We start from the raw sequence: 25,881 nt of genomic DNA on the forward strand, positions 1-25,881 counted from the left end.
CTCTCCTTAGCTTGTCGCGGTGATCGAGATGACCGTCACCGCCCGACGGTTCTGCCGGTAGCATTCCTCGGTCGAGCAGATCTCGATCGGGCGCTCCTTGCCATAGCTGACGGTCTGCAGCCGCGATCCCGGCACCCCTTGCGAGACCAGGTACTCGCGCACCGCATTCGCCCGGCGTGCGCCAAGGGCAAGGTTGTATTCCCGCGTGCCCTGCTCGTCCGCATGGCCTTCGATCACGGCCAGATAATCGCTGTTCTGCAGAAGCCACTGCGCTTGCCCGTTCAGCGTCTGCTGCGCCGCGGGCGTCAGCGTCGACTGGTCAACGGCGAAAAGCACCCGGTCGCCCACCGTCTGGTTGAAGAAGGCCGGGCTCGTCGGGTCATTCGCACCACCGGGGCCGCCCAGCGGCACGCCTTCGCCGAAGCCGCCGTTCGGGTCGCCGCCCGCGCCGTTTTCACCGAACCGGTCGGGATCCGTACAGGCCGAAAGGGCAAGGCCCGCGACCAGAAAAAGCGCTGTCCGATAAGAAAACATGTGTTTTTGTCCTGCTCGTTGTCATGTTTCGCGCCGACGATAACACGCCCGGCCCGCCTTGTGAATCACGGCTGCAACGGCCCCCACGACGGGTCAGACGCTGGCCCCGGCGTCGGGATCCGCTTGAGGTTCCGCCCCGTGATATCGACCGAATAGAGCGACGGCTCCCCGGTCGCGCCCAGCGGGTCGCGCATGAACATGATGACACGCCCGTTCGGCGACCATGTCGGACCCTCGTCCAGGGGCGAGGCCGTCAGAAGCCGCTCCTCACTCCCATCGGTCCGCATCACGCCGATGAAGAACCGCCCCTGATCCTGCTTGGTGAACGCCACCAGATCGCCCCGCGGGCTCCAGACAGGTGTGCCGTACCGGCCCGAGCCCGAGCTGATCCGCCGCGGCTCCCCGCCACCCGCCGACATGATGTAGATCTGCTGGTTCCCCGACCGGTCGCTCTCAAACACGATCTGGCTCCCATCCGGGCTCAGGCTCGGCGCGGTTTCGATCGACGGCGCTTGCGTCAGCCGGATACTTTGCCCGGTGGCAAGGCTCGTCTTGTAGATGTCCGTGTTGCCGCCATTGGCCAGCGAATAGATCACTTCCTGCCCGTCACGAGAGAATCTCGGTGAAAACGCCATCTCGCCCGGCGCGGTCTGGATCTCCCGCCGCCCGACCGAGGCGACGTCGATCATGTTGATCCGCGGGAACCCGCTCTCATAGCTGGTATAAAGCACCCGGTCCCCGTTCGGCGAAAACCGCGGCGCCAGCACGATCGAGCTGCTGTCGGTCAGGTACTGCACATTCGCGCCGTCGAAATCCATGATCGCCAGTCGCTTCAGCCGGTTGTCCTTCGGCCCCGTCTCGGCCACGAAAACCACCCGGCTGTCGAAGTAGGGCTGCTCGCCCGTCACCCGCGCATAGACCTGATCGGCCACCTTGTGGGCCATGCGCCGCCATCCATCCGTCGTCCCGGCCAGCTGCTGGCCCTCGCCCAACTGTTCGCCGGTAAACACGTCATACAGCCGGAACTTCACCACCAGCTGTGTCCCGTTCACGGCGACAGACCCGGTGATCAGCGCCTGCGCATTGATCGCCCGCCAGTCCGGAAACCGGATCGGGTCCGAGAAGGCCGCAACCTGGCTGATGAAGGCCTCCTGCTGAATCTGCCGGAACAGCCCCGTCCCCGTCAGATCCTCCGAAATCACCCGGCTGATATCGGCCGCCACCTGCTGGGCATCGGGTGTTTCCGCCTGGAACGTCGGCAGGGCAAACGGAAGCGGCTCGATCGTTCCGATATTCACGTCAATACAAAGTGTGTTTTCAGGGCACGTTCGACCCTGCGCGCTCGCCGTGCCGGCCAGAGCCATGAAAAGAAGGACAAGAAGATATCTGACCATGGCTCGGATCCCTTCGGTTCTGGGCCGGATGAACCCTTCTGGTGAATGCTTTTCAGGACACATGCGGTTCCGCCTTTCCTGTTCTTATCTCAGCCGCATCTGGTTGGGGTCAAACGTCACCTGAACCCTCTGCCAATGCTCGTATTTTTCCGCCGGAAGATCATAGCCCCCACGCTCGCAGCGCAGAATCGCCCGCCGCGCTGCCTCGAACGCCGCCGTGTTCGCCGTCTGGTTCGGGCCATCGGCAGAGACCATGGTAACGCCTTCCACGCCGCCCTCCCGCGTCAATCCGAACGAGACTACAACGGTCGTCTGCTGCGCATCCGTCGCAATCGGCAGCACCCAGCAATCTCCGATCGCCAGCCGTAACCCCTCGACCTCACCGCTCGTCAGTGGCGGCCCGCTCGGCGCAGCCGGTGTTTCCGGTGTTTCCTCGACGAGACCGGCCAGCACGTCCTCTACATTCCCCGTCTCCGGCTCGACATTCTCCGAAGACGCCTCCGCCACTCGCGGCTCGGGCCGGTTCGGCCGGATCTGCGGACGCAGAGACCGACCCGGGGCGAGCGATGCGACCGGCTCTTCCTGAATAACTTCTCCATCCGCAGGCTCATCAGCCTCGGTCACCGTCACGGGCGAGGATTCCTCTGGCGCCGCATCCTCCTGCGCCTCGTCCTGCACGTCAGGCTCTTCGGCGTCTTCCACGACGGCCTGCTGAACCTCATCCGCTGTCGCCACGTCGGGCTCCTGCGGGACATTGGCTTCGTCGGACACCCTCTCCGACGGCCGCGGCACCGGCCGCGTCGCATCGCCAGCGGCAAGGTTCTGGGGCGCCTGCGGCCGCGTCGGTTGCAGCGGCTCCTGCTCAGGCTCGTCCAACGGATCGGGCGCAGGCGGCTGCGGCTCAGCGACAGGCTCGGGGTTGGGTTCCGGTTCCGGCGCAGGTGGCTCCGGCGGCGCCTCGGGTTCCGGCGGTTGCTCCTCCACCGGCGGCGGCGTCACCTCTTCCGGCTCGACCACGGCCACATCCTCTGGCTCCGGCGCCGCAGGTGGCACGACCTCCTCCGGCTCCGGGACAACCGGCGCGGGCGGCTCCTCGGAGGGCACGTCGGGCGCTGTCCGGTTGGTCAGCGCGGCAAATTCCTCCGCCGACACCACATCCACCTCGGAAAACTCGAACGGCAACGGCTCTTGATCCAGCCCCCATCCCAGAAAGAGCCAGCTCAGAAAAACCGCGTGCGCGGCGCCTGATATGTAGCCGCCGGGGGTCATGTCGCCCTACCCGCTCGATCCGTCGAGCGTCGGGCCGCCGATATCCGTCACCAGCCCGATATTGGAAAACCCGCCCGCATTGAGCGCCCCCATCACCACGGCCACCCTATCATAGATCACCTCGCGGTCCGCCCGCAGGAAGATCCGGTCACTCTCCCGCTCTGCCGCGATCGCACGCAGGCGGGCGATCAGTTCCTCCTGGGGAACCTCCGTCTCCTGGATCATCACGGTGCCCTCGGCGGTGATCGTCACCGTCAACGGCTCCTCCTCATCGGTCGGCAGCGCGTTCGCTGCCGTCTCGGGCATGTCGATCGGCACGCCCACGGTGAGCAAGGGCGCCGCGACCATGAAGATGATCAGAAGCACCATCATCACGTCCACGAACGGCGTGACGTTGATCTCAGACATCGGCTGACTGCGCCGCGACCGTCGGGCGCGCCTGCGCCCCCCGCCGCCACCGCCCTGCGGCATCACACCAGCGCTCATCTCAGCTGTCCAACTGGCGGCTGAGGATGGTCGCGAACTCGTCGGCGAAGGCCTCGTAGCCGTTCACGATCCGGTCGCTATCGGCCGACAGCTTGTTGTAGAAGATCACCGCCGGAATCGCCGCAAGCAGCCCAAGGCCGGTGGCCAGCAAAGCCTCCGCAATGCCTGGAGCGACCACAGCAAGGTTGGTGTTCTGCTGCTCGGCGATCTCGATGAAGGCGTTCATGATGCCCCAGACCGTTCCGAACAGTCCCACAAACGGCGCCGTCGACCCGACCGTCGCGAGAATGGGCAGCCCTTTCTGCAGCTTCTCGGACTGGCGCGCGATGGCCACATCCATCGCCCGATCGATCCGCGCCTGCGCCCCCGCGATCAGTCCACCATCGCTGCGATGGGATCGTCGCCATTCCAGCATCCCCGCCGCGAATATCTTCTGCGACTGCCCCGTCGGGTCGGGTCCGATATCCTCATAGAGCTCGTCTAGAGGTTCGCCCGACCAGAACGCCCGGTCGAACCTGTCGGCCTCGCGCCGTGCTTTCTTGAATTGGATCCACTTGTCGATGATCACCGCCCAGCACCAGATCGAGGCGGCCACCAGCATGATCATCACGGCTTTCACGGTAATTGTCGCGCGCTCGAACAGAGCCCACATCGAATAATCGAAGCTTTCCATTACGCCTGCTCTTTTGCCCTCGCGGCCCTCTTGACGTGCCGCATTATGGGATTCCTAGCGGAATCCGCATGGAAAAGCCAATCACAACGGGTTTCGCAGCGCGAAAATTAACCGGCGTCTTGTGACAAGGCTTGGCGGATCTCCGCCGGGATCCGCGCAGGCCGCCCTTCCGCTGACAGAACGGCGATGGTCACTTCGGCCTCGAACAGCCGCTCCTCCCCGCGACGAACCACCTGACCCACGACAAACTTCGCCCGCCCGATCTCCTTCGGGATCGTCTCGACCACCAGCAGATCGTCATACCGCCCCGGCGCCAGATAATCCGCCACCACCCGTCGCACGACGAAGACCAGCCCATGCACCTCCTTCATCGCCACCTGATCGATCCCCAGCTCGCGCACCCATTCGCTCCGCGCGCGTTCGATGAAGCGCAGGTAATTGGCGTAATAGACAACCCCACCGAAATCGGTGTCCTCGTAATAGACCCGGATCTGCATCCGATGGCTCATTGCGCCCGTCCCAACCGCGCCGCCAGCCGCAGCGCATGGCTCGCATCACCCGCCGCGGCGGGCATCACCGGATCATAGGCCGCCCGCACGACCTCGGCGATCTCGGGCTTCAGGATCACCCGCCCCTCGCCCACGACGGCCAGGGGCGAGACGTCGGTGAATGCCCGATCCGACCAGAGCAGCATCATCTGCACGGCCTGGCTCAGCGCCAGCGTCTCCGCAGGAACCGCCTGCAGATGCGCATCCATCCGGATCAGAACGAAACACGCCCGGATCGCTCCAGCCTCATCAAACCGGAACACCCGGTACTGGTTCGCCTCCGCCTCTTCCAGCCGCGTGAGCAACCCGTCGAACCCCGCGATCAGCCGATCAAGGTTCGGCACCCACCGCAACTCCGACCACGCCGTGCAGAAAAAGATCAGAAGGTTCGCCCCCAACTCCGGGTCCGTCTCCGCCATCCGGTGATCCGCCAAGGTAACCACCGCCTCGATCGCCCCTTTGAAGACCGACAGCGTCTCCTCCTCGACCCCGAATACCACCGGCACGATCGGCCGGCCCCAGCGGGCAAACGCATAGCTGCCGTCGCTCCGCGTGAACAGCGCCTCGACGCCCGCCTCCGTCACGGACGACCCCCTCGCTTCATCTGGCCACAAATACTCAAAGCCACCCACACCGAACCGGCAGCCATCCGCAATGCGGCCGGGCGGGTGGGCGCTCGTGCCGCAGGCACGGCGGGCATCCGCGGCCGCTCACAGCAACAAATCCCCGTCGGCCTTTGGCGCCTCCAGCCCCAGATGCCGCCACGCCCGCTGCGCCAGCATCCGGCCCCGCGGTGTCCGCTGGATGAATCCCTGCTGCAGCAGATAGGGCTCGATCACCTCCTCCAGCGCATCCCGGCTTTCGCTGAGTGCGGCCGAAAGCGTTTCGATCCCGACCGGCCCGCCGCCGTAATTCTCCGCGATCAGCCGCAGATACCGCCGGTCCGCCCCGTCGAGCCCCGCTTCATCCACACCCAGCCGCGTCAAAGACCGCGCAGCCAGATCCTCCGTCACGCGTCCGCCGCCTTCGACCACGGCGAAGTCCACGACCCGGCGCAGCAGCCGCCCGGCGATCCGCGGCGTCCCCCGCGCGCGCCGCGCGATCTCCCGCGCGCCACCCTCATCGGTCGTCACGCTGAGCAAGCGCGCCCCCCGCGTGACGATCGAATGCAACTCCTCGACCGTATAGAATTGCAGACGCGTCGGGATCCCGAACCGGTCCCGCAGTGGCGTCGTCAGAAGACCCATCCGCGTCGTTGCGCCGACCAGAGTAAACGGCTGCAACTCGATCCGCACCGTCCGCGCCGCGGGCCCTTCGCCGATCACCAGATCCAGCTCGAAATCCTCGAGTGCCGGATAAAGCACCTCCTCCACCACCGGGTTCAGCCGGTGGATCTCGTCGATGAACAGCACGTCGCGGGCTTCGAGATTGGTCAGGATCGCCGCCAGATCCCCCGCCTTGGCCAGCACTGGCCCGCTCGTCATCCGAAAGTTCACGCCCAGCTCGCGCGCCACGATCTGCGCCAGCGTCGTCTTGCCCAGCCCCGGAGGACCATGGAACAGCGTATGATCCATCGCCTGCCCGCGCGTCCGGGCGCTTTCGATGAACACCTTGAGGTTCGCCCGCGCCTCCGCCTGCCCGATGAACTCGTCCAGGCTCTGCGGCCGCAAGGCGCGGTCCGCGTCCTCGGGCTGCCGTTCGGGGCGAAGGTCGGGATCGGGCGTGAGGGTCATGCCAAAGTCCCCGACCATATCGCCAATTTGGCGCTCCGCTTAGTAGCCATGATCCGCCCGGCGTTCACGCCGGGCAGCGCCCGACCCGCCCCCCACGGGGGTGAGCGCCGAAACAGAAATCGTCCAGTGGACGATTTCCGGCGTGAACGGGCAGAGCCCAGCGCTTCTCCACGCTCTGCAAAAAGCACAAAGGTCTCTGGAGCTTGCAACGACACGACTAGCTCAACCCCGCCCCGTCGGGTCGGGCGCTGCCCTCCGCACCAAGCGGAACGCTCTGAAGAAGAACAGGCTGGTGCAAAAACGCTCACGCCCCGCCCTACCCCTTCGGCGCCAACAGCCGCAAGGCCTGCCGGATCAGCGCCTCGGTCCCCGCCTCCGGCTCGGCCGAGGCCGCCTCGGCCACCGCCCGCGCCGCCTCCGACGGCGCATAACCCAGATTGCCCAAAGCCGACAAAGCCTCCGCCTCAGCCCCGCCCGACGCCCGCGGCGTTGCCACGGCCACCGGCGCACCGACCTCCACAACCTCCTCGGACACAGGCGCAGCCACGGCCGCCCCCATCGCCATCACCGCAGGCGCCTTGTCCTTCAGCTCGTTCACCACCCGCTGCGCCGTCTTCGGCCCCACGCCCTTGGCCGCCGCGATCGCCGACCAGTCGCCTATCGCAATCGCCCGGCCCACCGCATCCGGCCCCAGCACGCCCAGGATCGCCATCGATGCCTTCGCGCCGATCCCCTGCACGCCCATCAGCAACCGGTGCCATTCCTTCTCGGCCAGCGTCATGAACCCGAAAAGCTGCAGCAGATCCTCCCGCACCAGCAGATCGGTATAAAGCGACACCGCCTCGCCCACCGGTGGCAAGGCCATCGCCACCCGGTCCGAGACATAAACGATATACCCGACCCCGCGCACATCGATCAGCACGTGATCCGCCGCGCGATACTCCAGCCGCCCCGTCAGCCGCCCGATCATCCGATAGCCCGCCGCATTACAGCCTCCAGCGACGTCCCGCTCCCCGCATGATGGGCATGGCAAATCGCCAAAGCCAACGCATCCGCCGCATCCGCGCTCTCGGGCAACGCCCCCGGCAGTTGCAGCCGCACCATATGCGCCACCTGCTGCTTCTGCGCATGTCCCACGCCGACCACCGTCTTCTTCACCCGGTTCGGCGCATATTCCACGACCGCCAGCCCCGCCTTCGCCGGCACCAGCAACGCCACCCCCCGCGCCTGCCCCAGCTTCAGCGTCCCCCGGGCATCGGAATTGACGAAAACCTCTTCTACCGCCGCGCAATCGGGCCCGAACCGCGCAAGCACATCGACCAACCCGTCATGCAAAGCCAACAACCGCTCCGCCAGGCTTCCGCTCTCAGACCGGCAGACCCCGCTGGCCACGTAGGAGAGCCGCCCGCCAGAGGCGTCGATCACCCCCCAGCCCATATTCCGAAGACCGGGATCGATTCCCAAAATGCGCATGTTCTGCCCGTCCTGCTCGACGTTTTTTCGTGCCTAGCACGAAAGGCGAACATCTGGAAAGCGGGCCTGTAAGCGACACCCCAATCAACCGATGCCGAAAAACGACGCAGACCCGCTTGTTTCCGACACAGGCACCCTTGAGAACCGTCGATATTTCATCGCGTTACGTCGCTTTTTCGCTATGCAGTTTCGGCAGACGACCCATGCAGAAATAACGCTTCTCGCCGGATATCTTCCCTGCTACCGCCCAAAAAAACGTCAATCCAAGAACGAAGGAGCCCCGAGCATGACTGCCGCGATCTTCATCCCCCGTACCGGGCCTCTTGGCCGTGCCGCCGCCGCCATCGCCGAATGGCAGAACCGTCGGGCCGCCGAAAAGATGCTGCGCAGCTTCTCTGCGCGCGAACTTGCCGATCTCGGCCTCAGCCTCAGCGATTGCGACAGCCTCGCCCGCCGCTAAGGCACCCGGAACGCAAAAGAAAAGGCCGCGCGGATCAATTCCAGCGCGGCCTTTTGCTTGACGTCGGCAGAAATTACAGCGCGTAGCGCTGCATCATCTCCACAATCCAGAGCGTCACCGGCTCGGTCTGCATCAGCATCCCGCCGGCCTGTTCGACAGAGGTCCCCGCCGCGAGCGTCTCCACGCGGGACTGATATTCAGTCGGACCAAGGCTAATGAAAAGGAACGCCTTGAAAAGAAACACGGCTGCGACAAGGAAAACGAGCGCCTTGATCGGAAAACGCGGCAATTGGCGCCGCGGCCGGGCCATGATCAGCCCGTCATGGCTCACCGAGTGAACCACGCCTCCCTTTTTCATTTTCAGGTGCTGGCGCTGGATGCGCTTCACCCGCTTGTCGAAGACGGCATGACTGGCAGTCATCATCATGCTCCACTGTTAAAGACAGGGCCCCCACCCTGACGGTGTTCGTTAGAATTTTACATCAATTGCGTCAACATTGTGGCAAGGACGGCGGATTGAAGGCTGATCGGCGGATTTGCCTCAGTTCTTCCTTAACGTCAGGGTCATCCAGTCAACAATTCTCTCCTGGTTGTCCAGATTGAACCCGTTTCGGAGATAAACGCCCAAAACTTCCTCGGCCTGCTCCGCCAGAATCCCCGAAAGGATCGCGACCCCACCAGAATCGGTCCGTGCCGCGATCTCCGGGGCCAGGTCGATCAGCGGCCCTTTCAGGATATTGGCGAAGACCAGATCGAACGGTGCCGCCGCCGCGATCTCGGGCGCATCGAACCCCGCCGCTTCCACGCAGGTCACAAGGCCCTGCAATCCATTCGCCGCCACATTCGCGCGCGCCACCTCGACCGCCACCGGATCCAGATCGCCCGCCACGACCGGTTGCCCCCACAGCCGCGCCGCCGCCATCGCCAGAACGGCGGTCCCGCAGCCGATATCGGCCACCCGGCTGCCCGCAACCCCATCCGAAGCCAACCGGTCGAGCGCGCGCAGGCACCCCAGGGTCGTCCCGTGATGCCCCGTCCCGAAGGCCATCGCCGCATCGATCAGTAGGCCGATCCGCCCCTCCGGCACCTTCTCCGCATCGTGGCTGCCATAAAGGAAGAACCGCCCCGCCTCGACAGGCGCCAGCTCCCGCTGGACATGGGCGACCCAATCCGTCTCCGGCAGCTCCGATACGGCAAAATCGCGTGCTCCATGGGCCGCGGCCAAAAGCGCCAGCCCGCCCGCATCCGGCGGCGCCACAAAGTAGCCGCCGACCTCCCAAAGCCCGCTGCCATCCTCGATCTCGAACACGCCGACACCGACGGGCGCCGGATCCAGCCGCTCCATCGCCGCGCCCAACGCCTCTGCCGGGGCGCGCCCGTCCAAAGTCGTCAAGGCCGTAAAGGTCGTCATCCGCGGCCTATATCGCGCGCGCCGGAACACCCGCAACCCGGGCGCCCTCCGGAACGTCGCGCGAAACGACAGAGCCCGCGCCAACGATCGCCCCATCCCCGACCGTCACACCGGGCAGCACGATCGCCCCGCCGCCGATCCACACATCCCGCCCGATGGTCACAGGCAAGGCCCGCTCGATCCCGGCCCGCCGCCTCGAAGGGTCGCGATGGTGATCGGCACAATAAAGGTGAACCCCCGGCCCCAGCATCGACCCTGCCCCGATCGTCACCGCCGCACTGTCAAGCACCACGCATCCCGCATTAAGATACACCCCATCCCCAAGCGTGATGTTGATGCCGTAGCTGCAATGGAACGGCGCCTCGATCCAGACATCTGCGCCCACTGCAGCGAAAAGCGCGCCCAACAGCGGAAAGACCGCGCCCCGCGCGTCCGGCTCTGCGGTGTTATGCGCATGGACGGCCCGCCGCGCCGCTTGCCGCATGACCTCGTATTCCGGCTCCAGGCAGGAGTACCACTCACCGCTTCCCATCACGGCCCGTGCGGTCACTTCATCTGGCTCCAAATACTCAAATCCCGCCAAACCGCCATCGCACCGCCTGCAGCAAGGCACCGAATGCGGCTGGGCGGGTGGGCGCTCGTGCCGCAGGCACGGCGGGCACCCGGCCGCCGCTCACGCGCCGGTGCCGATCGGGCAGCTCACCCCGGTGCCGCCGATCCCGCAATAGCCGTTCGGGTTCTTCGCCAGATATTGCTGATGGTAATCCTCGGCCATGTAGAACTCCCCGGCTTCCGCGATCTCCGTGGTCACCGGCCCATAGCCCGCCGCGCCCAGCCGCGGCGCAAACGCGTCCTTCGACGCCTCCGCCGCTGCCTTCTGCGCGTCGTTCACATAATAAACGCCCGACCGGTATTGCGTCCCCCGGTCATTGCCCTGCCGCATGCCCTGCGTCGGGTCATGCCCTTCCCAGAACACCCTCAGCAGCTCGTCATAGGAGATCACGGCGGGATCATAGACCACCCGCACCAGCTCGTTATGGCCCGTCCGCCCGGTGCAGACCTCCTCGTAGGTCGGGTTCGGCGTATAGCCCGCCCCGTAGCCCACCATGGTCAGCCACACGCCGTCGAGCGTCCAGAACATCCGCTCCACGCCCCAGAAGCAGCCCATCCCGAAAACGGCGACCTCCATCCCCTCGGGCACGTCCAGCGTCAGCGGCCGGTCATAAACGAAATGCGTCTTCGCCGTGGGGATCGGCTGGTCCCGCCCGGGCAGAGCATTCTCCGGCGCCACCATCTCCACCGGCTTGCGGCTCATCAGATTGAACATCGTCGGCCTCCTTGCCTCACTCCCTGCAGATATAGGGCCCGTCCGCCCCACCGGCTACTCCGCCGCCGCGGCGACAGGCCGGACAAACACCGTCTCGCCCCCCGGCACCGGATGCCGCGGGATCAAGAGCGACAGCCCCAGCGACACCGCCGCCATCCCTGCCGCCAGCACGAAGACCGACCCTGGCGAGACAAGCCACACCATCCCCAGCAAAGCCGGCAGGAACACCGCCGCGATATGGTTGATCGTGAACGCCACGGCGGCCGTCGGCGCGATGTCCTGCGGATCCGCGATCTTCTGGAAATAGGTCTTGATCGCCAGCGCCAGGCTGAAGAACAGGTGGTTCACCACATACAGTACCGCCGCCACCCCCGCGCTCCAGTCCAGGAAATAGACCCCCGCATAGGCGACAAAGACCCCGAACAGCCCCGCATATTCAAAGATCAGCGCCCGCCGCTCTCCGAACACCTGCACCACCCGGCCCAGCAGCGGCGCGACGGCCATATTCGCCACCAGCGTCACCAGAAACAGCGCCGTGATCTGATGCACCTCATAGCCGAACCGCTCGACCATCATGAAGCCCGCGAAGACGACGAAGATCTGCCGCCGCGCCCCGCTCATGAATTGCAGTGCGTAATAGAGCCAATAGCGCCGCCGCAGCACCATCTGCTTGCGCTGCGGGTTCGGCGACTCGAATTGCGGGAAGGCGAAAAAGCAGTAAAGCGCGACCAGCGCCGTAAACCCGCCCGACACCCAATAGACGAAGTCGTAGCTCAGATCGAACCGTTCCCACGTCGCGATGATCAGCAGATAGGCCAGAAGCGTCGCCCCCGACCCGGCCGAGATCAGCCAGCCCAGCATCTGCGGCGCCCGCGCCTTGTCGAGCCATTGCAGTTGCAGCGACTGGTTGACCGTCTCGTAATAGTGAAACCCGATCGAACTCAGCAGCGTGATCATCAGGATCCCGCCCATCGTCGGAAACTGCGCCGTCAGCGCCGTCGCCACGCCCAGCAGCCCCAGCGACACCAGCCCCAGCACCTGCTCGCGCATCACCAGCAGAACCAGGATCACCCCGATCGCCAGAAACCCCGGGATCTCCCGCACCGTATGCAGCCACCCGATATCCTGCCCGTCGAACCCCGCCGCCTCGACCACGAAGTTGTTGAGCAGCGCCGACCACGTCGCAAACGCCACCGGCATGGCCGCGGCCATCAGGAACAACAGCGCAATCGGCCGCCGCCAGACCGGCAGCGCCTGGGCCTCGGAAAGGGGAACGATCTTCATTCCCCGCCCTTACGCCTCTTGTCCGGGAAAGAATAGCCGCACGAATGCACATCGCTCCCGCACCGCCTGGCAGCCCGGCGCGACAAATCGGGCTTAGGACATTCGGCCGCGCTGATATAACCTTAGGTTGATATCTTCAACTGAATTGCGAACAGTCCCAAGAGTTGCATATATTGTCGGAGGACCTCCGAAATGGCCGAATTCCTTATCGCCTACGTCTATGCGCCGTCAGATTTCGTAACGCCTCCCCCGGATGAAAGCGGCAACACCGCACAGGGAAATCCCCCTTTCACCCTCGAACTCGCACCGGGCGCCGAACCGATCCAGATCGTCATCGACGACGACGATGGTGAATTCTCCGAAGGCGACACGAACCAGGTCCTTGCCGAGCCTGTGACCATTGATGGCACCACCTATCCCGCCGGCACGCCCGTCTATCTCAACTACGAGCTCAGCGGTGACGGCGTCCCCAGCGTCTACTCGATCACCATCGGCGGCACCAACACCGGCAACAATACGACCACAGCCATCATCTCGACCGGACCGCTCGAACCCGGCGTCGAGTACACGTTCACCGATGAGGCCAATATCGGGAACACCAACCCCCAACCCTACGACCAATTCATCTGCTTTGCCGCCGGCACCCGCATCCTCTGCGACAGCGGCGAACGCGCGATCGAAACGCTTTCTGCAGGGGATCACGTCTGGACCCGGGATAGCGGCTTCACGCCGATCTCGTGGATCGGGGGCCGGACGATCAGCGGCCTCGGAACAATGGCGCCGATCCGCTTCTCGACAGGCGTTGTCGGCAATACCCGCAACCTGCTCGTCTCCCCGAACCATCGCATGCTGATCACTGGCTACCCCGCCCAGATCCTTTACGGAGAGGACGAGGTGCTCGTCGCCGCAAAGGCGCTCATCAACGGAACCACGATCACCCAGACCCCGCGCCCGCAGATCACCTATCACCACATGCTCTTCGACCGGCACGAGATCGTGCGTGCAAACGGGGCCGAAAGCGAAAGCCTCTTTGTCGGCGATCAGGCCAGCCTCATGCTCGCTCCCGAGCAAACGGAAGAGATCCTCGAGCTGTTCCCCGAACTCCGCTGGCCCGGCCCGCTCGACCTGCATCTCAGCAGACCGACCATCACCGTGCGCGAGGGGCGCGCCCTTCGCGGGATGATCTAGGGAAACCCGGCAGGCCAGCCCCAGAACAAAAAAAGCCCCGGCCGTCACCGGCCGAGGCGTTCTCCCCTCAAGTTGGACCCGATCAGCAGCCGCGCGGGCGCAGACCTGCCTGTTCGGCAAAGGCGGCGGCCGCGGCCTCGACCTGCGGCTCGATCAGGCGCGCGTCGGGCGCGTAGTAGTCGGTCAGCTGCTTCCACTGGCGGCGCGTCGCATCCCACTGGGTGACGGCAACCAGACCGGCGCCCGCGTGGTTCTCGCACGAGATCTCGACCGACGGGATGAAGCCTTCCATCCCCAGCTCGTCGAAAGTCGCGGCATCCATGCTCAGCTGCTCGTAGCCGTCGCGCACCATCGCACGGGTCACCTCGGTCGTGCCATGGATCTCCATCGCGTTGCGGATCGCTTCGGTGGTGAAGATCGCCGCCATCACGCCCCGGTTATAGTAGACCTCGCCCAGGTTGTTCATGTCCCCGCGAGCCTTGCCCTGCTGATAGACCAGCATGTTCATGTCGTTGTAGATCTTGAACTCGGTGCCGACCGCATGGAACGTCACGGCCTTGTAGCCATTGGCCCGTGGCCCGATCAGACGCAGATCGCCCTCGCCCGCCGACCACCAGATGCCGATCAGCTTGTCCATGGGAAAGTCGATGTCCCGCGCGCCGCGCAGGGCGACCTGGTTCATGATCCCCCAGCCCCAAAGCAGGATGTAGTCGGGATCGGCCTCCTCGATGGCGGGCCAGATCGCCGACTGGTCCTCACCGGGATGGTCGATCGGGAACAGCTGCAGCTCGAACCCCTCTTCCCGGGCCAGGCGCTCGAAGGTCGGGATCGGCTCTTTGCCATAGCCCGAATTGTGAAACGCATGGGCAATCTTCAGCCCGCGCAGCGAGCCGCCCTCGACATCCTTGATATGCCGGATCTGGGCCGAGGCCGCGTGCCAGTAATGGGCCGGAAAGTTGAACGCGTAAGGGAACGTCTCCCCATCCGCCGCAGCGGTCAGGCCGTAGCCCATCGTATGGATCACGACGCCTTCCTGATGGGCGATCGGGATCAGCTGATAGGTCAGGCCCGTCGACATCGGATGATACACCAGGGCGCCTTGCTCCATCGTCTGCTTGAAGCATTCGACGCCTTTTTCCGTGTCGTAGCCGTATTCGCACTCGACAAGCCGGATCGGCACCCCGTTGATGCCGCCATCCCGTTCGTTCAGCAGGGTGACGTAGTCCGAAAACCCGTCCGAAAACGGTATCCCGCTCGGCCCATAAGGGCCTGTGCGATAGGTCAATGACGGGATGATCAGCTCAGCCTCGGCTGTCGCCGGGGCGAGGCCGAGGGCGATCATCGCTCCTCCAAGAATAGCAGTCAGTTTGCGCATGACGTCCTGCAAAGCTCCTCTCTTAAACTCACGAAAGCACGCCGTCCTTTTGCAGCCTGACGGGCGCCACCCAATGCTTTCGGTCCTCCCATTCCGGTCCCGAAATGCGCCGCCGGTAGGGGGCCGACGGCGCACGTTCGGATGACCGGCCCGACGGACCGGAACCTTTCAGTAACCTTTCAATTGCGACCGAATTATGTTGGAGAATGGCAGCTTCTGAGGCCGCCACGGAGGCCGGAAAACCCGGCCAAACCTCTGATTTCAGACCCTAAACAACCCAGGATTGACTTTTGACCATACGTCATACATCGCAGAGGCGATTTGTTTCTCCTGCAATATCAATGATCTTTCAGTCCCACTTTTGTCCCGGGATCCGTTGCATGGCAACGGACCGTTCGGTGCGTTAACCGGCCTCGGAGCTCCTGCGATGTCCGACAGAAGTCCGACAAGAATCCGACGGGATGTCAACACGCGGTTTTCGCTGGTTAACAAGGCCAGACAGGCGATTCGCGCTTGCTCACCCGTGACACGCAGCCGATCCTCCGTCCGCAGGTTTAACTTTCGCTGCGAATTTTGGACGACTCACAAAAAGCTCTGCGGATCAATGTCGATCGCCATCCGCAGGTCGCCCTTCAACCGGAACTGCCCCGCCCAGGCGGCCAGCGCCTTCTGCAGCGGCGCGCCCTTCGCCGCCTTCACCAGAAGCCGCACCCGGTGCCGCCCCCGGATCCGCGCAATCGGCGCCGGCGCCGGCCCGAAAACCTCGGCCCCGATGGCCCTCAAGGGCTGATCGCGCCGCGCCATTTCCGTCCCCAGATCAAAGACTTGCTGCACGTCCGGTGAGCTCAGAACGATCCCCGCCATCCGCCCGTAAGGTGGCATCCCCGCCTGCCGCCGCTCCTCGGCCTCGGCCCGCCAGAACGCCTCCTCGTCGCCGGTCAGGATCGACCGGATCACCGGATGCTCCGGCTGGTAGGTCTGCAGCAGCGCCTCCCCCGGCGCCTCCGCCCGCCCCGCGCGCCCCGCCACCTGCCGCATCAGCTGGAACGTCCGCTCCGCCGCCCGCAGGTCCGACCCCATGAGCCCCAGATCCGCATCGATCACGCCCACCAGCGTAAGCAGCGGAAAGTTATGCCCTTTCGCCACCAGCTGCGTCCCGATGATGATATCCGCACCCCCCGCCGCGATCTCCTCGATCTGCGCCTTCAATTGCCGGGCCGAGCCATAAAGATCCGACGACAGAACCGCGATCCGCGCCTCGGGAAACAGCCCTGCCGCCTCCTCCGCCAGCCGCTCCACTCCCGGCCCCACCGGCGCCAATCGATCCTCCGCCCCGCAAGAGGGACAGACCGTCGGCATCGGCTTGCTCTCCCCGCATTGATGGCAGACCAACCGCTTCAGAAACCGGTGCTCCACCATACGCGCATCGCAATGATCGCAGCCGATCTGATGCCCGCACGCCCGGCACAAGGTCACCGGCGCATAGCCCCGCCGGTTAATGAACAAGAGCGCCTGCTCCTTACGCGCCAGCCGCGCCTCGACCGCCGCCTTCAAGGTCGGCGACACCCACCGCCCCGACGGTACGTCCTCCGCCCGCATATCCACGGCCCGCATCGACGGCAGAACCGCCTCCCCGAACCGCGCCGTCAGTTCGATCCGCTGATACTTCCCGGCCTCCGCATTGGCCCAGCTTTCCAGGGACGGCGTCGCGCTCGCCAGCACCACCTGCGCGTCGTTGATCGACGCGCGCAACACAGCCATGTCCCGCGCGTTGTAAAGCACCCCATCCTCTTGTTTATAAGACGTATCGTGCTCCTCATCGACGACAACCAGCCCCAGATCCCTGTAAGGCAGAAAAAGCGCCGACCGCGCGCCCACGAGGAACTGAGCCTCCCCGCGCCCCACCATCCGCCAGAGCCTGCGCCGCTCGGTCATCGTCACGCCCGAATGCCACTCCGCAGGCCGCGCCCCGAACCGCGCCTCGACCCGCGTCAGAAACTCCGCCGTCAGCGCGATCTCGGGCAGCAGAACCAGCGCCTGCCGCCCCTGCCGCAGACACTCCGCGACCGCCTCCAGATACACTTCCGTCTTCCCCGACCCGGTCACACCCTTCAGAAGCGTCGTCCCGTAAGCCCCTGACCGCAAAGCCCCGGCCAAAGCCTGCGCCCCCGCCGCCTGATCCTCCGTCAGCGCCTTCCCCGGCAGATCCGGATCGAGCCGTGGATAAGGCAGATCCCGCGGCGCCGCCTCCTCCAGCACCGCGCCGCTTTCTACCAACCCCTTCACGACTGACGGCGTCACCCCCGCCGCCTCCGCCAGCTCCTTCAGGGTAAACGCCAGCCCGCCATAGTCCCGCAGCACCTCCAGCACCTTGCGCCGCGCATCGGTCATGCGCGCGGGCTCACCGTCGCCCAACCGATAGACTGTCCGCATCGACGGCGGATCGCCCAGCCCCGGCGCCCGGGTCGCCAGCCGCAACATGGCGGGCAACGGCGTCAGCGTGTAATCGGCGGCCCGCTGCAGAAACACCTGCATCTCGTCCCTGAGAGGCGCCGCATCCAGCACGCGGATCACCGACCGCACCCTGGCCCGGTCGTAGTCCCCCTGCCCAGCCCCCCAGACGACCCCCAGCACCTTGCGCGGCCCCAAGGGCACCTCGACGAACGCGCCCAAGGCGCATCCCCCCTCGGGTGCCTTGTAGTCAAACGGCCGCCCAACGGGTTGCGTCGTCAGCACCGAGACCAAATCTCCTTCATGGAAAAAGCCGTCCATCGCGTCTCTTCACCCTCCGGGACCCCTGAGGTAGACGAGAGGCGAGCGAAACGCCAATACTGCCGCGGGAGGAACCGCCATGAAATTCTTCGTAGACACAGCCGAGATCGATGCGATCCGTGAACTGAACGAGCTCGGCATGGTCGACGGCGTGACGACGAACCCGTCGCTGATCATGAAATCCGGACGCGATATCAAGGAAGTGACCAAGGAAATCTGCGATCTGGTCGACGGCCCCGTCTCTGCCGAAACCGTCGATACAAGCGCCGACGGCATGATCGCCGAAGGCAAGGAACTCGCCAAGATCGCCGACAATATCGCGATCAAAGTGCCGCTCACGTGGGACGGATTGAAGGCGTGCAACAGCCTCACCAATGACGGGCACATGGTGAACGTCACGCTCTGCTTCTCGGCCAACCAGGCGATCCTTGCTGCCAAGGCCGGCGCGACCTTCATCTCGCCCTTCATCGGGCGGCTCGACGACATCAATCTCGACGGGCTGGAACTGATCACCGACATCCGCGAAATCTACGACAATTACGGCTACGAGACGCAGATCCTCGCCGCCTCGATCCGCTCGGCCAATCACATGTCCGAATGCGCCAAGATCGGGGCCGATGTCGCGACCGCCCCGCCGGATGTGATCCGCAAGATGGCGAACCATCCTCTGACGGACAAAGGCCTCGAGGGGTTCCTCAAGGATTGGGAGAAGACGGGCCAGTCCATCCTCTAGGCGACCGGCCCGTTAACCAGGCGTCAGCACGTCTCGGGCCATCAAAGTCGCGTCCCGGCTCTCGACTGCGCCGGGGCAGGCCATATGTTCAGTTCAACAGGCCGATGCAACACCGGAAGGAGCCCGACGCAACATGCCGCTGAACGATGTCTATCCCTCCTATCCGCTGGCGGAGCGGATCGCCGACGGGATCGTTCACACGCTCGGCATCGTCGGCAGCATCGTCGGGGTCACGCTGCTTCTTGCTCTCGGCTGGCCACGGCTAACGGGGGGAGAGATTGCGGGCATCACGATCTACTCCGTCGCGATCCTCCTCGCCTTCACCGCATCCGCACTCTACCACATGACCCCGTGGGAGCGTCTGCGCCCCCTCTTCCGCCGCATCGACCACGCGACAATCTTCCTCAAGATCGCGGGGACCTACACGCCGCTCGTCGTCCTGATCGGCAGCGCATTCAGCTATGTTGTCTTGGCGGTGGTCTGGCTGCTCGCCCTCGGCGGGGCCGTCCGAAAGCTCATCTTCTGGCGGAACCCGAAGACGGGACATTCCCTGATCTACCTCGCGCTCGGCTGGCTCAGCCTTCTTCTGATCTGGTCGGTTTTCCAAACCCTGCCGCTCGCCGCGGGGATCCTGATGATCTGCGGAGGGCTCGTCTATTCCGCAGGCGTTTTGATCTATTCCCGGCCCTCCATGAGGTTCTCGCAGGCGATCTGGCACAGCTTCGTCCTCGCCGGTTCCGGCTGCTTCTTCGCCGCGATTGCGGTGGGAACGACTTATGCGTGAGGCTTAGAAGCTTAACGAATCGTTAACGCCGCCAGTCACGCCTATACACTGCCCAAACCGACCCGCCCGGCGGCAGCGCCCGGCATCGCCAGACCTCCCCAAGGAGGGCGATGCCCTCTCCGCGCCGTTCGACTGAGTTAAGATCAGGAAACCGAGTTCACCGCATTCGGCGGCGCCTTCCCGCCCCAAAACGCCCGAAGATTCTTGACCGCGAGCAGCCCCATAGCCTCACGCACCTCCAGCGTCGCCGTCCCCAGATGCGGCAGAAGCACCACGTTCTCCATCTCGCGCAAAGCCGCCGGCACCTTCGGCTCGTGCTCATAAACGTCCAGCGCCGCCCCGGCGATCCGCCCCTCCCACAAGGCGTCGATCAACGCCGCCTCAGCCACCACATCGCCCCTTGCGACATTGACCAGATGCGCCCCGGGCTTCATCTCCGCCAATGCCGCCGCGTCGATCAGGTGATGCGTCTCCGGCGTCGCCGGCACCGTCAGCAGAACCACATCCGACACCCGCAAAACCTCTTCAAGGCTCCCCAACTGCCGCATCCGCGCCCCGGCGCCTTTCTGGGACCGGTTGTAGAAAACCACATCCATCCCAAAGCCATGCACAGCCCGCCGCGCCACCGCCTGCCCGATCCGGCCCATCCCGATGATGCCCAGCGTCTTGCCGCCCAGATGGAGCCCCAGCATCTGCGTTGGATGCCACCCCTCCCACCGGCCCGACCGCACCAGCCGCTCGCCTTCCCCCGCCCGGCGGCAGGTCATCAGGATCAGCATCATCGCGATATCGGCCGTCGCGTCCGTCACGGCCCCCGGCGTGTTGGTCACCACCACCCCGGCCGCCTCAGCAGCCGCGGCATCGATGTGGTTATACCCCACCCCGAAATTAGCGAGGATCTTGCACCGCGATCCCTCCTCGAACGCCTTCGCCGAGAAGTCGTCGCCCAGGGTTGGCAGGATCGCATCGTAAACCTGCAACGCCGCCTTCGCCGCCGTCGCCGTCAGCGGCTCGGTTTCCTCCCGAACCGTCAGGTCCACCGACCCCGGCAGGCCCTCGAAGACCCGCTCAGGCAAGGCCCGCGTGACAAGAAGCTTGGTCAATAGAGCCGCCCTCCGATCGGCACGTCCTGATCGGGGCGCACCAACACGACCTCCCCATCCGCATCCGGCACGCCAATGACGAGCACTTCCGACATGAACGGCCCGATCTGCCGCGGCGGGAAGTTCACGACACCAAGCACCTGCCGCCCAACAAGCTCTTCCACTGTGTAATGCCTTGTAATCTGGGCAGAACTCTTGCGCTCCCCGATCTCGGGGCCAAAATCGATCCAGAGCTTGATTGCAGGCTTCCGCGCTTCCGGAAACGGCTCCGCCCGCAAGACCTGCCCGACACGGACATCCACCTTGAGAAAATCGTCAAACGAGATCTCATCCATCCGCCAGCTCCCGCGACCGCCGCGCCGCCGCCGCAACCGCCCGCCGCATCAGCGGCGGAAGGCCCGTCTCGCCATCCATCAGAACCTCCAGCGCCGCCTGCGTCGTGCCGCCGGGCGAGGTCACATTCTTTCTGAGTTGTCCCGGAGATTCCTCCGTACCCAAAGCCAGCGCACCGCTCCCGGCCACGGTCGCCGTCGCAAGCTCCCGTGACAAGTCCTCGCCCAACCCCTCGGCGATACCCGCTGCCGTCATGCACTCAATCAGGTGAAAGACATAAGCCGGACCCGACCCGCTGAGCGCGGTGACAGCATCCATCTGTTCCTCGGCTTCCAACCGAACCACCTGACCAACCGAGACAAGCAGCGCCTCCGCCACATCAAGGTCGTCCGCTCCGGCCGCCGAATTCCCAACGATCGCGGTGATCCCCCGCCCGATCGCAGCGGGTGTATTCGGCATGGCGCGAATAACGGGCGTGCCCGCTCCGAAAATCTCCTCGAACAGTGCGATCTGTGTCCCCGCAGCGACCGAAATGACCAACGTCTCTCCGCCCCCGAACCCGGCCACCTGCGGCAGCGCCTCGCGGATCATCTGAGGCTTCACGGCCACGATGACGACAGCAGGCGCTTGAGGCAGATCGTCGCCAATCCGAACCCCGGACCGCTTCACGCTGTCAGCCGGAGCGGGATCCAATACCGTAACTGCGCCAGGCGGAATGCCTGCCGAGATCCATCCCGACAGCATGGCCGATCCCATCCGCCCTGCGCCCAGAAGCACCAGCCCCCGGGCGGCGATTTCTTCGAATGCCATGTACGCTCCCCGCCTTTGCGACGGGACCGGTTCTAGGCCCGGCCGAACGCCTCCGCAATGGCGACATCCAGCGCCTCGGCAGGAGCCCGATCCCCCCAGGTGACCAGCTGGAACGCGGGATAGAAGCGCTCTGCGCTCATCACCGCGCAGTTGATCATCGTGTCGATCTGGTCTGGTCCGGCGATCTGATCTCCTGCCAAGACGAGGCCGTAGCGATAGACCATCAGCTTCTGTTCGGCCCAGTAGGTGAAGGCCCCCGCCCAGCAGCGGTCGTTGACGAGGTTCAGCGCCTCGTAAAGCGCGGGCACGCGCCCCTCGGGCGGTTCCATCTCGAAGGTGCAGATCAGGCGCAGCGTCTCGTCATAGGCCGACCAGGCAAGCGTGATCGAATAGGTCCGCCACTGGCCTTCAACGGCCATGGCGATCTGATCGTCGGCGATGCGGTCGAACTCCCAGTCGTGGTGCTCGGCGATGTGCTCCACCACGTCGATGGGATGAATGTCTTCGGATGCGATGAACTGCTCGGACAGTGCCATAACGGCCTCCTGATAAGCTAGCGGGAGGGCTGCGGCAGCGTCCCAACCGCTAGGTGCCTGTTCAAGGATCGGGGTTCTGCGCCCGTTTCCTTACCAGATATGGTGGTCAGGCAGAGGGGGCCTGTAAAGGGATTTCTTGCGGCAAACCGCAATAAGTTGTGGGCGGATCGATAAACCGCCGCGAAATCAGCTGTTTCGTGAATATAAGGAAACAGTCCCGCAAGGGTTGTGTGACCGGCCGAGACTGTAAAGGGCTTTCTAGCCTTTGGCGGCAGCCTCGAGCGCTGCGATGCGCGCCTCGAGTGCCGCGTTTTCCTCGCGCGCTTTCTGGGCCATCGCACGAACGGCGTCGAATTCCTCGCGCGTCACCAGATCGCGGTCGGCGAGCCACCGGTCGACCATGCCCTTGAACGCCGTCTCGGCCTCGTCCCGTGCGCCCTGGGCCACGCCCATCGCGTTGGTCATCAGTTGCGAGATATCGTCGAAGATCTTGTTGCGCGTCTGCATCGTCCAGGCTCCTTCCGGCTTCACTGCCTATATGGGCCTCCGCCCCCGCGCGCTCAAGGTTGACTTCGTGCAGCCCTCCCGGCACGACGCCGAATATGCTGGCCGCGATCCCCTTCCCCGAGATTTCGCCCGAGATCTTTTCGTTCGAGGTCTTCGGGCTGACGATCGCCCTGCGCTGGTATGCGCTGGCCTATATCGTGGGGATCCTGATCGGCTGGCGGCTGACGGTCGTCGCGGTCAAGCGGCCCGCGATCTGGGGGCCGGAAGGGCCACCGATGACGCCCAAGCAGCTGGAAGACCTGCTGACCTGGATCGTTCTGGGTGTCGTTCTGGGCGGACGTCTTGGATCCGTCATTTTTTATGATCCGCAACGGTATCTGGAAAACCCGTGGGAGATCGTGAAGATCTGGGAAGGCGGCATGGCGTTCCATGGCGGCCTGTTGGGCGTGGTGCTGGTCCTGCTGATCTTCACCTACAGGAACAAGATCCCGCTGATCCCGGCCGCCGACTTGATCGCGCTCGCCACGCCGCCTGCACTTCTGCTTGGACGCATCGCGAACTTCATCAATGCAGAGCTGTGGGGGCGACCGACCGACCTGCCCTGGGGGGTGATCTTTCCCGGCCAGATGGCGCAGTTCTGCCCCGGCGTCGAAGGGCTTTGCGCGCGCCATCCCTCGCAGCTTTACGAGGCGTTCCTCGAGGGTCTTCTGCTGATGATCGTCCTTCTGTGGCTGGCGTTCCGGCGTGGCTGGCTGAAGCGGCCCGGACGGATCACGGGACTGTTTCTGGTGGGCTACGGCGTGGGCCGTTTTCTGGTGGAATTCGTGCGCCAGCCCGACCTGCAGTTCCAATCGCCCGAAAATCCGCTGGGTCTGTACCTGCATGTCGATGGGGTCGGCTTGACGGCGGGGCAGACGCTGAGCCTGCCGATGATCGCCCTTGGTCTGTACCTGATCTTTGCGCTGAACCGGCGGCGCCAGCCGGCGTGACGCCGCTCGAGCGCCACATCCGAACCCGTCTTCGCCTCGATGGCCCGATCACCGTGGCCGACTACATTGCGCTGTGCCTCGACCACCCAGAACACGGCTATTACACGACGCGCGACCCGTTCGGAGCGGGGGGCGATTTCATCACCGCGCCCGAGATATCCCAGATGTTCGGGGAATTGATCGGCCTTTCGCTGGCACGGGCATGGCTGGACCAAGGTGGCGGGCCTTTTGCCCTGGCCGAGCTAGGCCCGGGTCGCGGGACGCTGATGGCGGATGCGTTGCGGGCGACGAAAGCGGTGCCCGGCTTTCACGCCGCGCTGTCGCTGCACCTTGTCGAGCTGTCGCCCCACTTGAGGAAGATCCAGGCGGATGCGCTTTCGCCCCATGCGCCGGTGTTTCATGACGACGTCTCGACCCTTCCCGAGGGGCGGCTTTTCCTGATCGCGAACGAGTTCTTCGATGCGCTGCCGGTGCGCCAGTTCATTCGCCAGACAGATGGCTGGTCCGAGCGGATGGTGACGTTGCGCGACGACCGGCTGGCCTTCGCCCTGACCGAACCACGCGCCATCCCCGACCTTGACCCACGCCTCGCAGATACCGAGCCGGGCATGATGGTGGAATTTCCCGTCGGGGGCCCAGCTGTCGTTGGTCACGTGGCAGGCATCATCGCGCGGCACGGCGGCGGTGCGCTTATCATCGACTACGGCGACATGCCCTCGCGCGGCGATACGCTCCAGGCCCTCTACGAGCAGGCTCCAGACGATCCGCTCGCACATCCGGGCCAGGCTGACCTTACCGCCCATGTCGACTTTGCGCCGCTGATCGCCGCGGCAGAGGCAGCCGGCGCAAGCGCCACCGGGCCAGTCCCGCAAGGGGTGTTCCTCGAGACACTCGGGATCACGCCACGCGCTCAGGCACTCGCACGGCAGATGACGGGAGAACCGCTCGACCGGCACATTGCTGCGCATCGCCGCTTGACCCATACGGGCGAAATGGGACACCTCTTCAAGGTAATGGGCCTGACGCGACGGCAGGCCCCTCCGCTGCCCGGGCTTGCCCCATGACGCTGGACATCATCACGGCACACGCGCTCAGGCCCTTCCAACATGGATTCTTTGGGCGCGCAGGCGGCGCATCTTCAGGTGTGTTTCAAGGTCTCAACTGTGGCTATGGATCCTCCGACCAGCACGAGATCGTCACGATCAACCGCAGCCGGGCCGCCGCCGCGCTCGACCTGCCGCTCGTGGCCCTGAAGGGGGTTCATCAGGTGCATTCCGCCCGGATCCTCACGATCACCGACCGGGCACCCGCCGGGGTCGAGGCGGACGGCCTCGTAACCGACAGGCCTGGCATTGCGCTCTCGGTTCTCGCGGCCGATTGCCAGCCGGTCCTGCTGGCCGACGCCGAGGCGCAGGTGATCGGTGCGGTCCATGCGGGCTGGCGCGGCGCCTTGGGCGGTGTGCTCGAGGCCGTCCTCGACGCGATGGAGGCGGTCGGCGCAGAAAGAGGCCGCATCGCTGCCGTCATCGGCCCGGCGATCAGCCAGCGGGCTTACGAGGTCGGTCCCGATTTCCTGGATGCCTTCCTGACCGAGGATGACGACTACGCCCGCTTCTTCGCCCAGGGAAACGGCGATCGTTACCAGTTCGACCTGCCGGGTTTCGGCCTGCATAGGTTGCGAGAGGCCGGTGTCGGCCATGCCGAATGGACCCGGCACTGCACCTATTCCGACCCCGAACGTTTCTTCAGCTACCGTCGAAGCGTTCATCAGAAAGAGGCGGATTATGGCCGATTGATCTCCGTAATCCGTCTCTGATCCGCCTCACTGCCCCGAAAAAATGCGTCTCGCGTCTTTTGGTGGTCGCATTAGGGCCGCTTTTACGGTTCATGCTGTATACAACCTGAAGGAGAATATCGAGCATGACCAGAAAGCATCGCTGGATCCTCGCCCTCGCCAACGAAGCGTCCCAGACCGAGGTTCAGATGCCTTGGGCGCGCGGCGCCCGCCGGATCGCCCTGTCCAAGCGTCTGCGCGGCTATGAGGCGACGATCCCCCCGCTGACCGCTAACGGTTAGTCTGACAGAATATACCTTTGCGCGGTTGATGTTCCGCGCATTGCATCAAACCGCAGCTACCTCATTTGGATACCACAGGGCGC

Annotated in this window: 30 protein-coding genes; 8 read left to right on the forward strand and 22 right to left on the reverse strand. The window is 64.9% G+C overall.

Annotated elements, in window-relative coordinates; genetic code table 11:
• Positions 1 to 6: 6 nt before the first annotated feature.
• The 10 genes from pal to ruvC all read right to left on the reverse strand — a co-directional run bounded on the left by pal (position 7) and on the right by ruvC (position 8,110).
• On the reverse strand, positions 7 to 534 hold the full coding sequence (gene pal, locus AADZ90_RS14635) for a peptidoglycan-associated lipoprotein Pal (RefSeq protein ID WP_367310786.1): 528 nt from the start codon (positions 532 to 534) through the stop codon (positions 7 to 9).
• Positions 535 to 599: 65 nt separating this feature from the next.
• The gene (gene tolB, locus AADZ90_RS14640) at positions 600 to 1,928 is read right to left on the reverse strand and encodes a Tol-Pal system beta propeller repeat protein TolB (protein ID WP_367310785.1); all 1,329 of its coding nucleotides are present in this window, start codon (positions 1,926 to 1,928) and stop codon (positions 600 to 602) included.
• Between the two features lie 84 nt (positions 1,929 to 2,012).
• A complete protein-coding gene (locus AADZ90_RS14645) occupies positions 2,013 to 3,197 on the reverse strand; it encodes a hypothetical protein (protein WP_367310784.1) in 1,185 nt (394 codons plus the stop codon).
• 6 nt (positions 3,198 to 3,203) lie between these two features.
• Positions 3,204 to 3,683, reverse strand: coding sequence for a protein TolR (gene tolR, locus AADZ90_RS14650; protein ID WP_367310783.1), 480 nt, complete (start codon positions 3,681 to 3,683; stop codon positions 3,204 to 3,206).
• Between the two features lies 1 nt (position 3,684).
• The gene (gene tolQ, locus AADZ90_RS14655) at positions 3,685 to 4,356 is read right to left on the reverse strand and encodes a protein TolQ (protein WP_367310782.1); all 672 of its coding nucleotides are present in this window, start codon (positions 4,354 to 4,356) and stop codon (positions 3,685 to 3,687) included.
• Positions 4,357 to 4,463: 107 nt separating this feature from the next.
• On the reverse strand, positions 4,464 to 4,865 hold the full coding sequence (gene ybgC / locus AADZ90_RS14660; RefSeq protein ID WP_367310781.1) for a tol-pal system-associated acyl-CoA thioesterase: 402 nt from the start codon (positions 4,863 to 4,865) through the stop codon (positions 4,464 to 4,466).
• Positions 4,862 to 5,488 (reverse strand): hypothetical protein, encoded by a 627-nt coding sequence (locus AADZ90_RS14665; protein WP_367310780.1) that lies wholly within the window; start codon positions 5,486 to 5,488, stop codon positions 4,862 to 4,864. Before AADZ90_RS14665 ends, ybgC begins: the two co-directional genes overlap by 4 nt.
• A 126-nt stretch (positions 5,489 to 5,614) precedes the next feature.
• Positions 5,615 to 6,637 (reverse strand): Holliday junction branch migration DNA helicase RuvB, encoded by a 1,023-nt coding sequence (gene ruvB / locus AADZ90_RS14670; protein ID WP_367310779.1) that lies wholly within the window; start codon positions 6,635 to 6,637, stop codon positions 5,615 to 5,617.
• A 316-nt stretch (positions 6,638 to 6,953) separates the two neighbouring features.
• Positions 6,954 to 7,607, reverse strand: coding sequence for a Holliday junction branch migration protein RuvA (gene ruvA / locus AADZ90_RS14675; protein ID WP_367310778.1), 654 nt, complete (start codon positions 7,605 to 7,607; stop codon positions 6,954 to 6,956).
• Positions 7,604 to 8,110, reverse strand: a complete 507-nt coding sequence (gene ruvC / locus AADZ90_RS14680) for a crossover junction endodeoxyribonuclease RuvC (RefSeq protein ID WP_367310777.1) — start codon at positions 8,108 to 8,110, stop codon at positions 7,604 to 7,606. The genes ruvA and ruvC overlap by 4 nt, the downstream gene beginning before the upstream one ends.
• A 286-nt stretch (positions 8,111 to 8,396) precedes the next feature.
• Between ruvC and AADZ90_RS14685 the strand changes: the two genes are divergently transcribed.
• Positions 8,397 to 8,570 carry a YjiS-like domain-containing protein gene (locus AADZ90_RS14685; protein WP_367310776.1) on the forward strand — a complete coding sequence of 58 codons (174 nt, stop codon included), beginning with the start codon at positions 8,397 to 8,399 and terminating at the stop codon, positions 8,568 to 8,570.
• Positions 8,571 to 8,643: 73 nt separating this feature from the next.
• On the opposite strand, the gene AADZ90_RS14690 is transcribed toward AADZ90_RS14685, so the two are convergent.
• From AADZ90_RS14690 to AADZ90_RS14710, 5 genes are all read right to left on the reverse strand, one after another.
• Positions 8,644 to 8,991, reverse strand: coding sequence for a hypothetical protein (locus AADZ90_RS14690; RefSeq protein ID WP_367310775.1), 348 nt, complete (start codon positions 8,989 to 8,991; stop codon positions 8,644 to 8,646).
• A gap of 120 nt (positions 8,992 to 9,111) precedes the next feature.
• Entirely contained in the window at positions 9,112 to 9,981 is an 870-nt protein-coding gene (locus AADZ90_RS14695) for a 50S ribosomal protein L11 methyltransferase (protein ID WP_367310774.1), read from the reverse strand.
• A 7-nt stretch (positions 9,982 to 9,988) separates the two neighbouring features.
• Positions 9,989 to 10,531 carry a sugar O-acetyltransferase gene (locus AADZ90_RS14700; RefSeq protein ID WP_367310773.1) on the reverse strand — a complete coding sequence of 181 codons (543 nt, stop codon included), beginning with the start codon at positions 10,529 to 10,531 and terminating at the stop codon, positions 9,989 to 9,991.
• 123 nt (positions 10,532 to 10,654) lie between these two features.
• Entirely contained in the window at positions 10,655 to 11,308 is a 654-nt protein-coding gene (gene msrA / locus AADZ90_RS14705; RefSeq protein WP_367310772.1) for a peptide-methionine (S)-S-oxide reductase MsrA, read from the reverse strand.
• A 54-nt stretch (positions 11,309 to 11,362) separates the two neighbouring features.
• Entirely contained in the window at positions 11,363 to 12,592 is a 1,230-nt protein-coding gene (locus AADZ90_RS14710; protein WP_367310771.1) for an MFS transporter, read from the reverse strand.
• A gap of 192 nt (positions 12,593 to 12,784) precedes the next feature.
• On the opposite strand from AADZ90_RS14710, the gene AADZ90_RS14715 reads away from it, so the two are divergent.
• A complete protein-coding gene (locus tag AADZ90_RS14715) occupies positions 12,785 to 13,780 on the forward strand; it encodes a Hint domain-containing protein (protein WP_367310770.1) in 996 nt (331 codons plus the stop codon).
• 82 nt (positions 13,781 to 13,862) lie between these two features.
• On the opposite strand, the gene AADZ90_RS14720 is transcribed toward AADZ90_RS14715, so the two are convergent.
• Positions 13,863 to 15,155 (reverse strand): ABC transporter substrate-binding protein, encoded by a 1,293-nt coding sequence (locus AADZ90_RS14720; protein WP_367310769.1) that lies wholly within the window; start codon positions 15,153 to 15,155, stop codon positions 13,863 to 13,865.
• Between the two features lie 582 nt (positions 15,156 to 15,737).
• Complete coding sequence (locus tag AADZ90_RS14725) at positions 15,738 to 17,927, reverse strand: primosomal protein N' (protein WP_367310768.1); 2,190 nt, start codon at positions 17,925 to 17,927, stop codon at positions 15,738 to 15,740.
• 79 nt (positions 17,928 to 18,006) lie between these two features.
• Between AADZ90_RS14725 and fsa the strand changes: the two genes are divergently transcribed.
• Complete coding sequence (gene fsa, locus AADZ90_RS14730) at positions 18,007 to 18,660, forward strand: fructose-6-phosphate aldolase (RefSeq protein ID WP_367310767.1); 654 nt, start codon at positions 18,007 to 18,009, stop codon at positions 18,658 to 18,660.
• A gap of 133 nt (positions 18,661 to 18,793) precedes the next feature.
• Positions 18,794 to 19,444, forward strand: coding sequence for a PAQR family membrane homeostasis protein TrhA (gene trhA / locus AADZ90_RS14735; protein WP_367310766.1), 651 nt, complete (start codon positions 18,794 to 18,796; stop codon positions 19,442 to 19,444).
• Between the two features lie 143 nt (positions 19,445 to 19,587).
• Here trhA and AADZ90_RS14740 read toward each other — a convergent pair whose 3' ends face one another.
• From AADZ90_RS14740 to AADZ90_RS14760, 5 genes are all read right to left on the reverse strand, one after another.
• Positions 19,588 to 20,547, reverse strand: a complete 960-nt coding sequence (locus AADZ90_RS14740; RefSeq protein WP_367310765.1) for a 2-hydroxyacid dehydrogenase — start codon at positions 20,545 to 20,547, stop codon at positions 19,588 to 19,590.
• Positions 20,544 to 20,882, reverse strand: a complete 339-nt coding sequence (locus AADZ90_RS14745) for a tRNA-binding protein (RefSeq protein WP_367310764.1) — start codon at positions 20,880 to 20,882, stop codon at positions 20,544 to 20,546. The genes AADZ90_RS14740 and AADZ90_RS14745 overlap by 4 nt, the downstream gene beginning before the upstream one ends.
• Complete coding sequence (gene proC, locus AADZ90_RS14750; RefSeq protein WP_367310763.1) at positions 20,875 to 21,690, reverse strand: pyrroline-5-carboxylate reductase; 816 nt, start codon at positions 21,688 to 21,690, stop codon at positions 20,875 to 20,877. Before proC ends, AADZ90_RS14745 begins: the two co-directional genes overlap by 8 nt.
• Before the next feature lie 32 nt (positions 21,691 to 21,722).
• The gene (locus tag AADZ90_RS14755; protein ID WP_367310762.1) at positions 21,723 to 22,226 is read right to left on the reverse strand and encodes a type III secretion system chaperone family protein; all 504 of its coding nucleotides are present in this window, start codon (positions 22,224 to 22,226) and stop codon (positions 21,723 to 21,725) included.
• 258 nt (positions 22,227 to 22,484) lie between these two features.
• Entirely contained in the window at positions 22,485 to 22,733 is a 249-nt protein-coding gene (locus tag AADZ90_RS14760; RefSeq protein ID WP_367310761.1) for an accessory factor UbiK family protein, read from the reverse strand.
• 95 nt (positions 22,734 to 22,828) lie between these two features.
• Here AADZ90_RS14760 and lgt point away from each other — a divergent pair, with 95 nt between their 5' ends.
• From lgt to AADZ90_RS14780, 4 genes are all read left to right on the forward strand, one after another.
• A complete protein-coding gene (gene lgt, locus AADZ90_RS14765) occupies positions 22,829 to 23,722 on the forward strand; it encodes a prolipoprotein diacylglyceryl transferase (RefSeq protein WP_367310760.1) in 894 nt (297 codons plus the stop codon).
• Positions 23,719 to 24,786: a class I SAM-dependent methyltransferase gene (locus tag AADZ90_RS14770; protein WP_367310759.1), complete on the forward strand. Its 1,068-nt coding sequence runs from the start codon at positions 23,719 to 23,721 to the stop codon at positions 24,784 to 24,786. Before lgt ends, AADZ90_RS14770 begins: the two co-directional genes overlap by 4 nt.
• Positions 24,783 to 25,538: a peptidoglycan editing factor PgeF gene (pgeF, locus tag AADZ90_RS14775; protein ID WP_367310758.1), complete on the forward strand. Its 756-nt coding sequence runs from the start codon at positions 24,783 to 24,785 to the stop codon at positions 25,536 to 25,538. The genes AADZ90_RS14770 and pgeF overlap by 4 nt, the downstream gene beginning before the upstream one ends.
• A gap of 104 nt (positions 25,539 to 25,642) precedes the next feature.
• Positions 25,643 to 25,798 carry a hypothetical protein gene (locus AADZ90_RS14780; protein WP_367310757.1) on the forward strand — a complete coding sequence of 52 codons (156 nt, stop codon included), beginning with the start codon at positions 25,643 to 25,645 and terminating at the stop codon, positions 25,796 to 25,798.
• Positions 25,799 to 25,881: the final 83 nt, after the last annotated feature.

The organism is Aestuariibius violaceus (genome assembly GCF_040779325.2).
Taxonomy (GTDB): domain Bacteria; phylum Pseudomonadota; class Alphaproteobacteria; order Rhodobacterales; family Rhodobacteraceae; genus Aestuariibius; species Aestuariibius violaceus.

Bases quoted from the DNA above. Each gene is read 5' to 3' on its own strand.
- ybgC (WP_367310781.1), bottom strand. From the start codon at position 4,865: ATGAGCCATCGGATGCAGATCCGGGTCTATTACGAGGACACCGATTTC.
- ruvA (WP_367310778.1), bottom strand. From the start codon at position 7,607: ATGATCGGGCGGCTGACGGGGCGGCTGGAGTATCGCGCGGCGGATCAC.
- ruvC (WP_367310777.1), bottom strand. From the start codon at position 8,110: ATGCGCATTTTGGGAATCGATCCCGGTCTTCGGAATATGGGCTGGGGG.
- msrA (WP_367310772.1), bottom strand. From the start codon at position 11,308: ATGTTCAATCTGATGAGCCGCAAGCCGGTGGAGATGGTGGCGCCGGAG.
- pal (WP_367310786.1), bottom strand. From the start codon at position 534: ATGTTTTCTTATCGGACAGCGCTTTTTCTGGTCGCGGGCCTTGCCCTT.
- AADZ90_RS14685 (WP_367310776.1), top strand. From the start codon at position 8,397: ATGACTGCCGCGATCTTCATCCCCCGTACCGGGCCTCTTGGCCGTGCC.
- AADZ90_RS14720 (WP_367310769.1), bottom strand. From the start codon at position 15,155: ATGCGCAAACTGACTGCTATTCTTGGAGGAGCGATGATCGCCCTCGGC.
- AADZ90_RS14690 (WP_367310775.1), bottom strand. From the start codon at position 8,991: ATGACTGCCAGTCATGCCGTCTTCGACAAGCGGGTGAAGCGCATCCAG.
- ruvB (WP_367310779.1), bottom strand. From the start codon at position 6,637: ATGACCCTCACGCCCGATCCCGACCTTCGCCCCGAACGGCAGCCCGAG.
- proC (WP_367310763.1), bottom strand. From the start codon at position 21,690: ATGGCATTCGAAGAAATCGCCGCCCGGGGGCTGGTGCTTCTGGGCGCA.
- AADZ90_RS14755 (WP_367310762.1), bottom strand. From the start codon at position 22,226: ATGGCACTGTCCGAGCAGTTCATCGCATCCGAAGACATTCATCCCATC.
- AADZ90_RS14725 (WP_367310768.1), bottom strand. From the start codon at position 17,927: ATGGACGGCTTTTTCCATGAAGGAGATTTGGTCTCGGTGCTGACGACG.
- AADZ90_RS14780 (WP_367310757.1), top strand. From the start codon at position 25,643: ATGACCAGAAAGCATCGCTGGATCCTCGCCCTCGCCAACGAAGCGTCC.
- AADZ90_RS14760 (WP_367310761.1), bottom strand. From the start codon at position 22,733: ATGCAGACGCGCAACAAGATCTTCGACGATATCTCGCAACTGATGACC.
- pgeF (WP_367310758.1), top strand. From the start codon at position 24,783: ATGACGCTGGACATCATCACGGCACACGCGCTCAGGCCCTTCCAACAT.
- AADZ90_RS14745 (WP_367310764.1), bottom strand. From the start codon at position 20,882: ATGGATGAGATCTCGTTTGACGATTTTCTCAAGGTGGATGTCCGTGTC.
- lgt (WP_367310760.1), top strand. From the start codon at position 22,829: ATGCTGGCCGCGATCCCCTTCCCCGAGATTTCGCCCGAGATCTTTTCG.
- tolR (WP_367310783.1), bottom strand. From the start codon at position 3,683: ATGAGCGCTGGTGTGATGCCGCAGGGCGGTGGCGGCGGGGGGCGCAGG.
- AADZ90_RS14645 (WP_367310784.1), bottom strand. From the start codon at position 3,197: ATGACCCCCGGCGGCTACATATCAGGCGCCGCGCACGCGGTTTTTCTG.
- AADZ90_RS14710 (WP_367310771.1), bottom strand. From the start codon at position 12,592: ATGAAGATCGTTCCCCTTTCCGAGGCCCAGGCGCTGCCGGTCTGGCGG.
- AADZ90_RS14695 (WP_367310774.1), bottom strand. From the start codon at position 9,981: ATGACGACCTTTACGGCCTTGACGACTTTGGACGGGCGCGCCCCGGCA.
- AADZ90_RS14715 (WP_367310770.1), top strand. From the start codon at position 12,785: ATGGCCGAATTCCTTATCGCCTACGTCTATGCGCCGTCAGATTTCGTA.
- fsa (WP_367310767.1), top strand. From the start codon at position 18,007: ATGAAATTCTTCGTAGACACAGCCGAGATCGATGCGATCCGTGAACTG.
- trhA (WP_367310766.1), top strand. From the start codon at position 18,794: ATGCCGCTGAACGATGTCTATCCCTCCTATCCGCTGGCGGAGCGGATC.
- tolQ (WP_367310782.1), bottom strand. From the start codon at position 4,356: ATGGAAAGCTTCGATTATTCGATGTGGGCTCTGTTCGAGCGCGCGACA.
- tolB (WP_367310785.1), bottom strand. From the start codon at position 1,928: ATGGTCAGATATCTTCTTGTCCTTCTTTTCATGGCTCTGGCCGGCACG.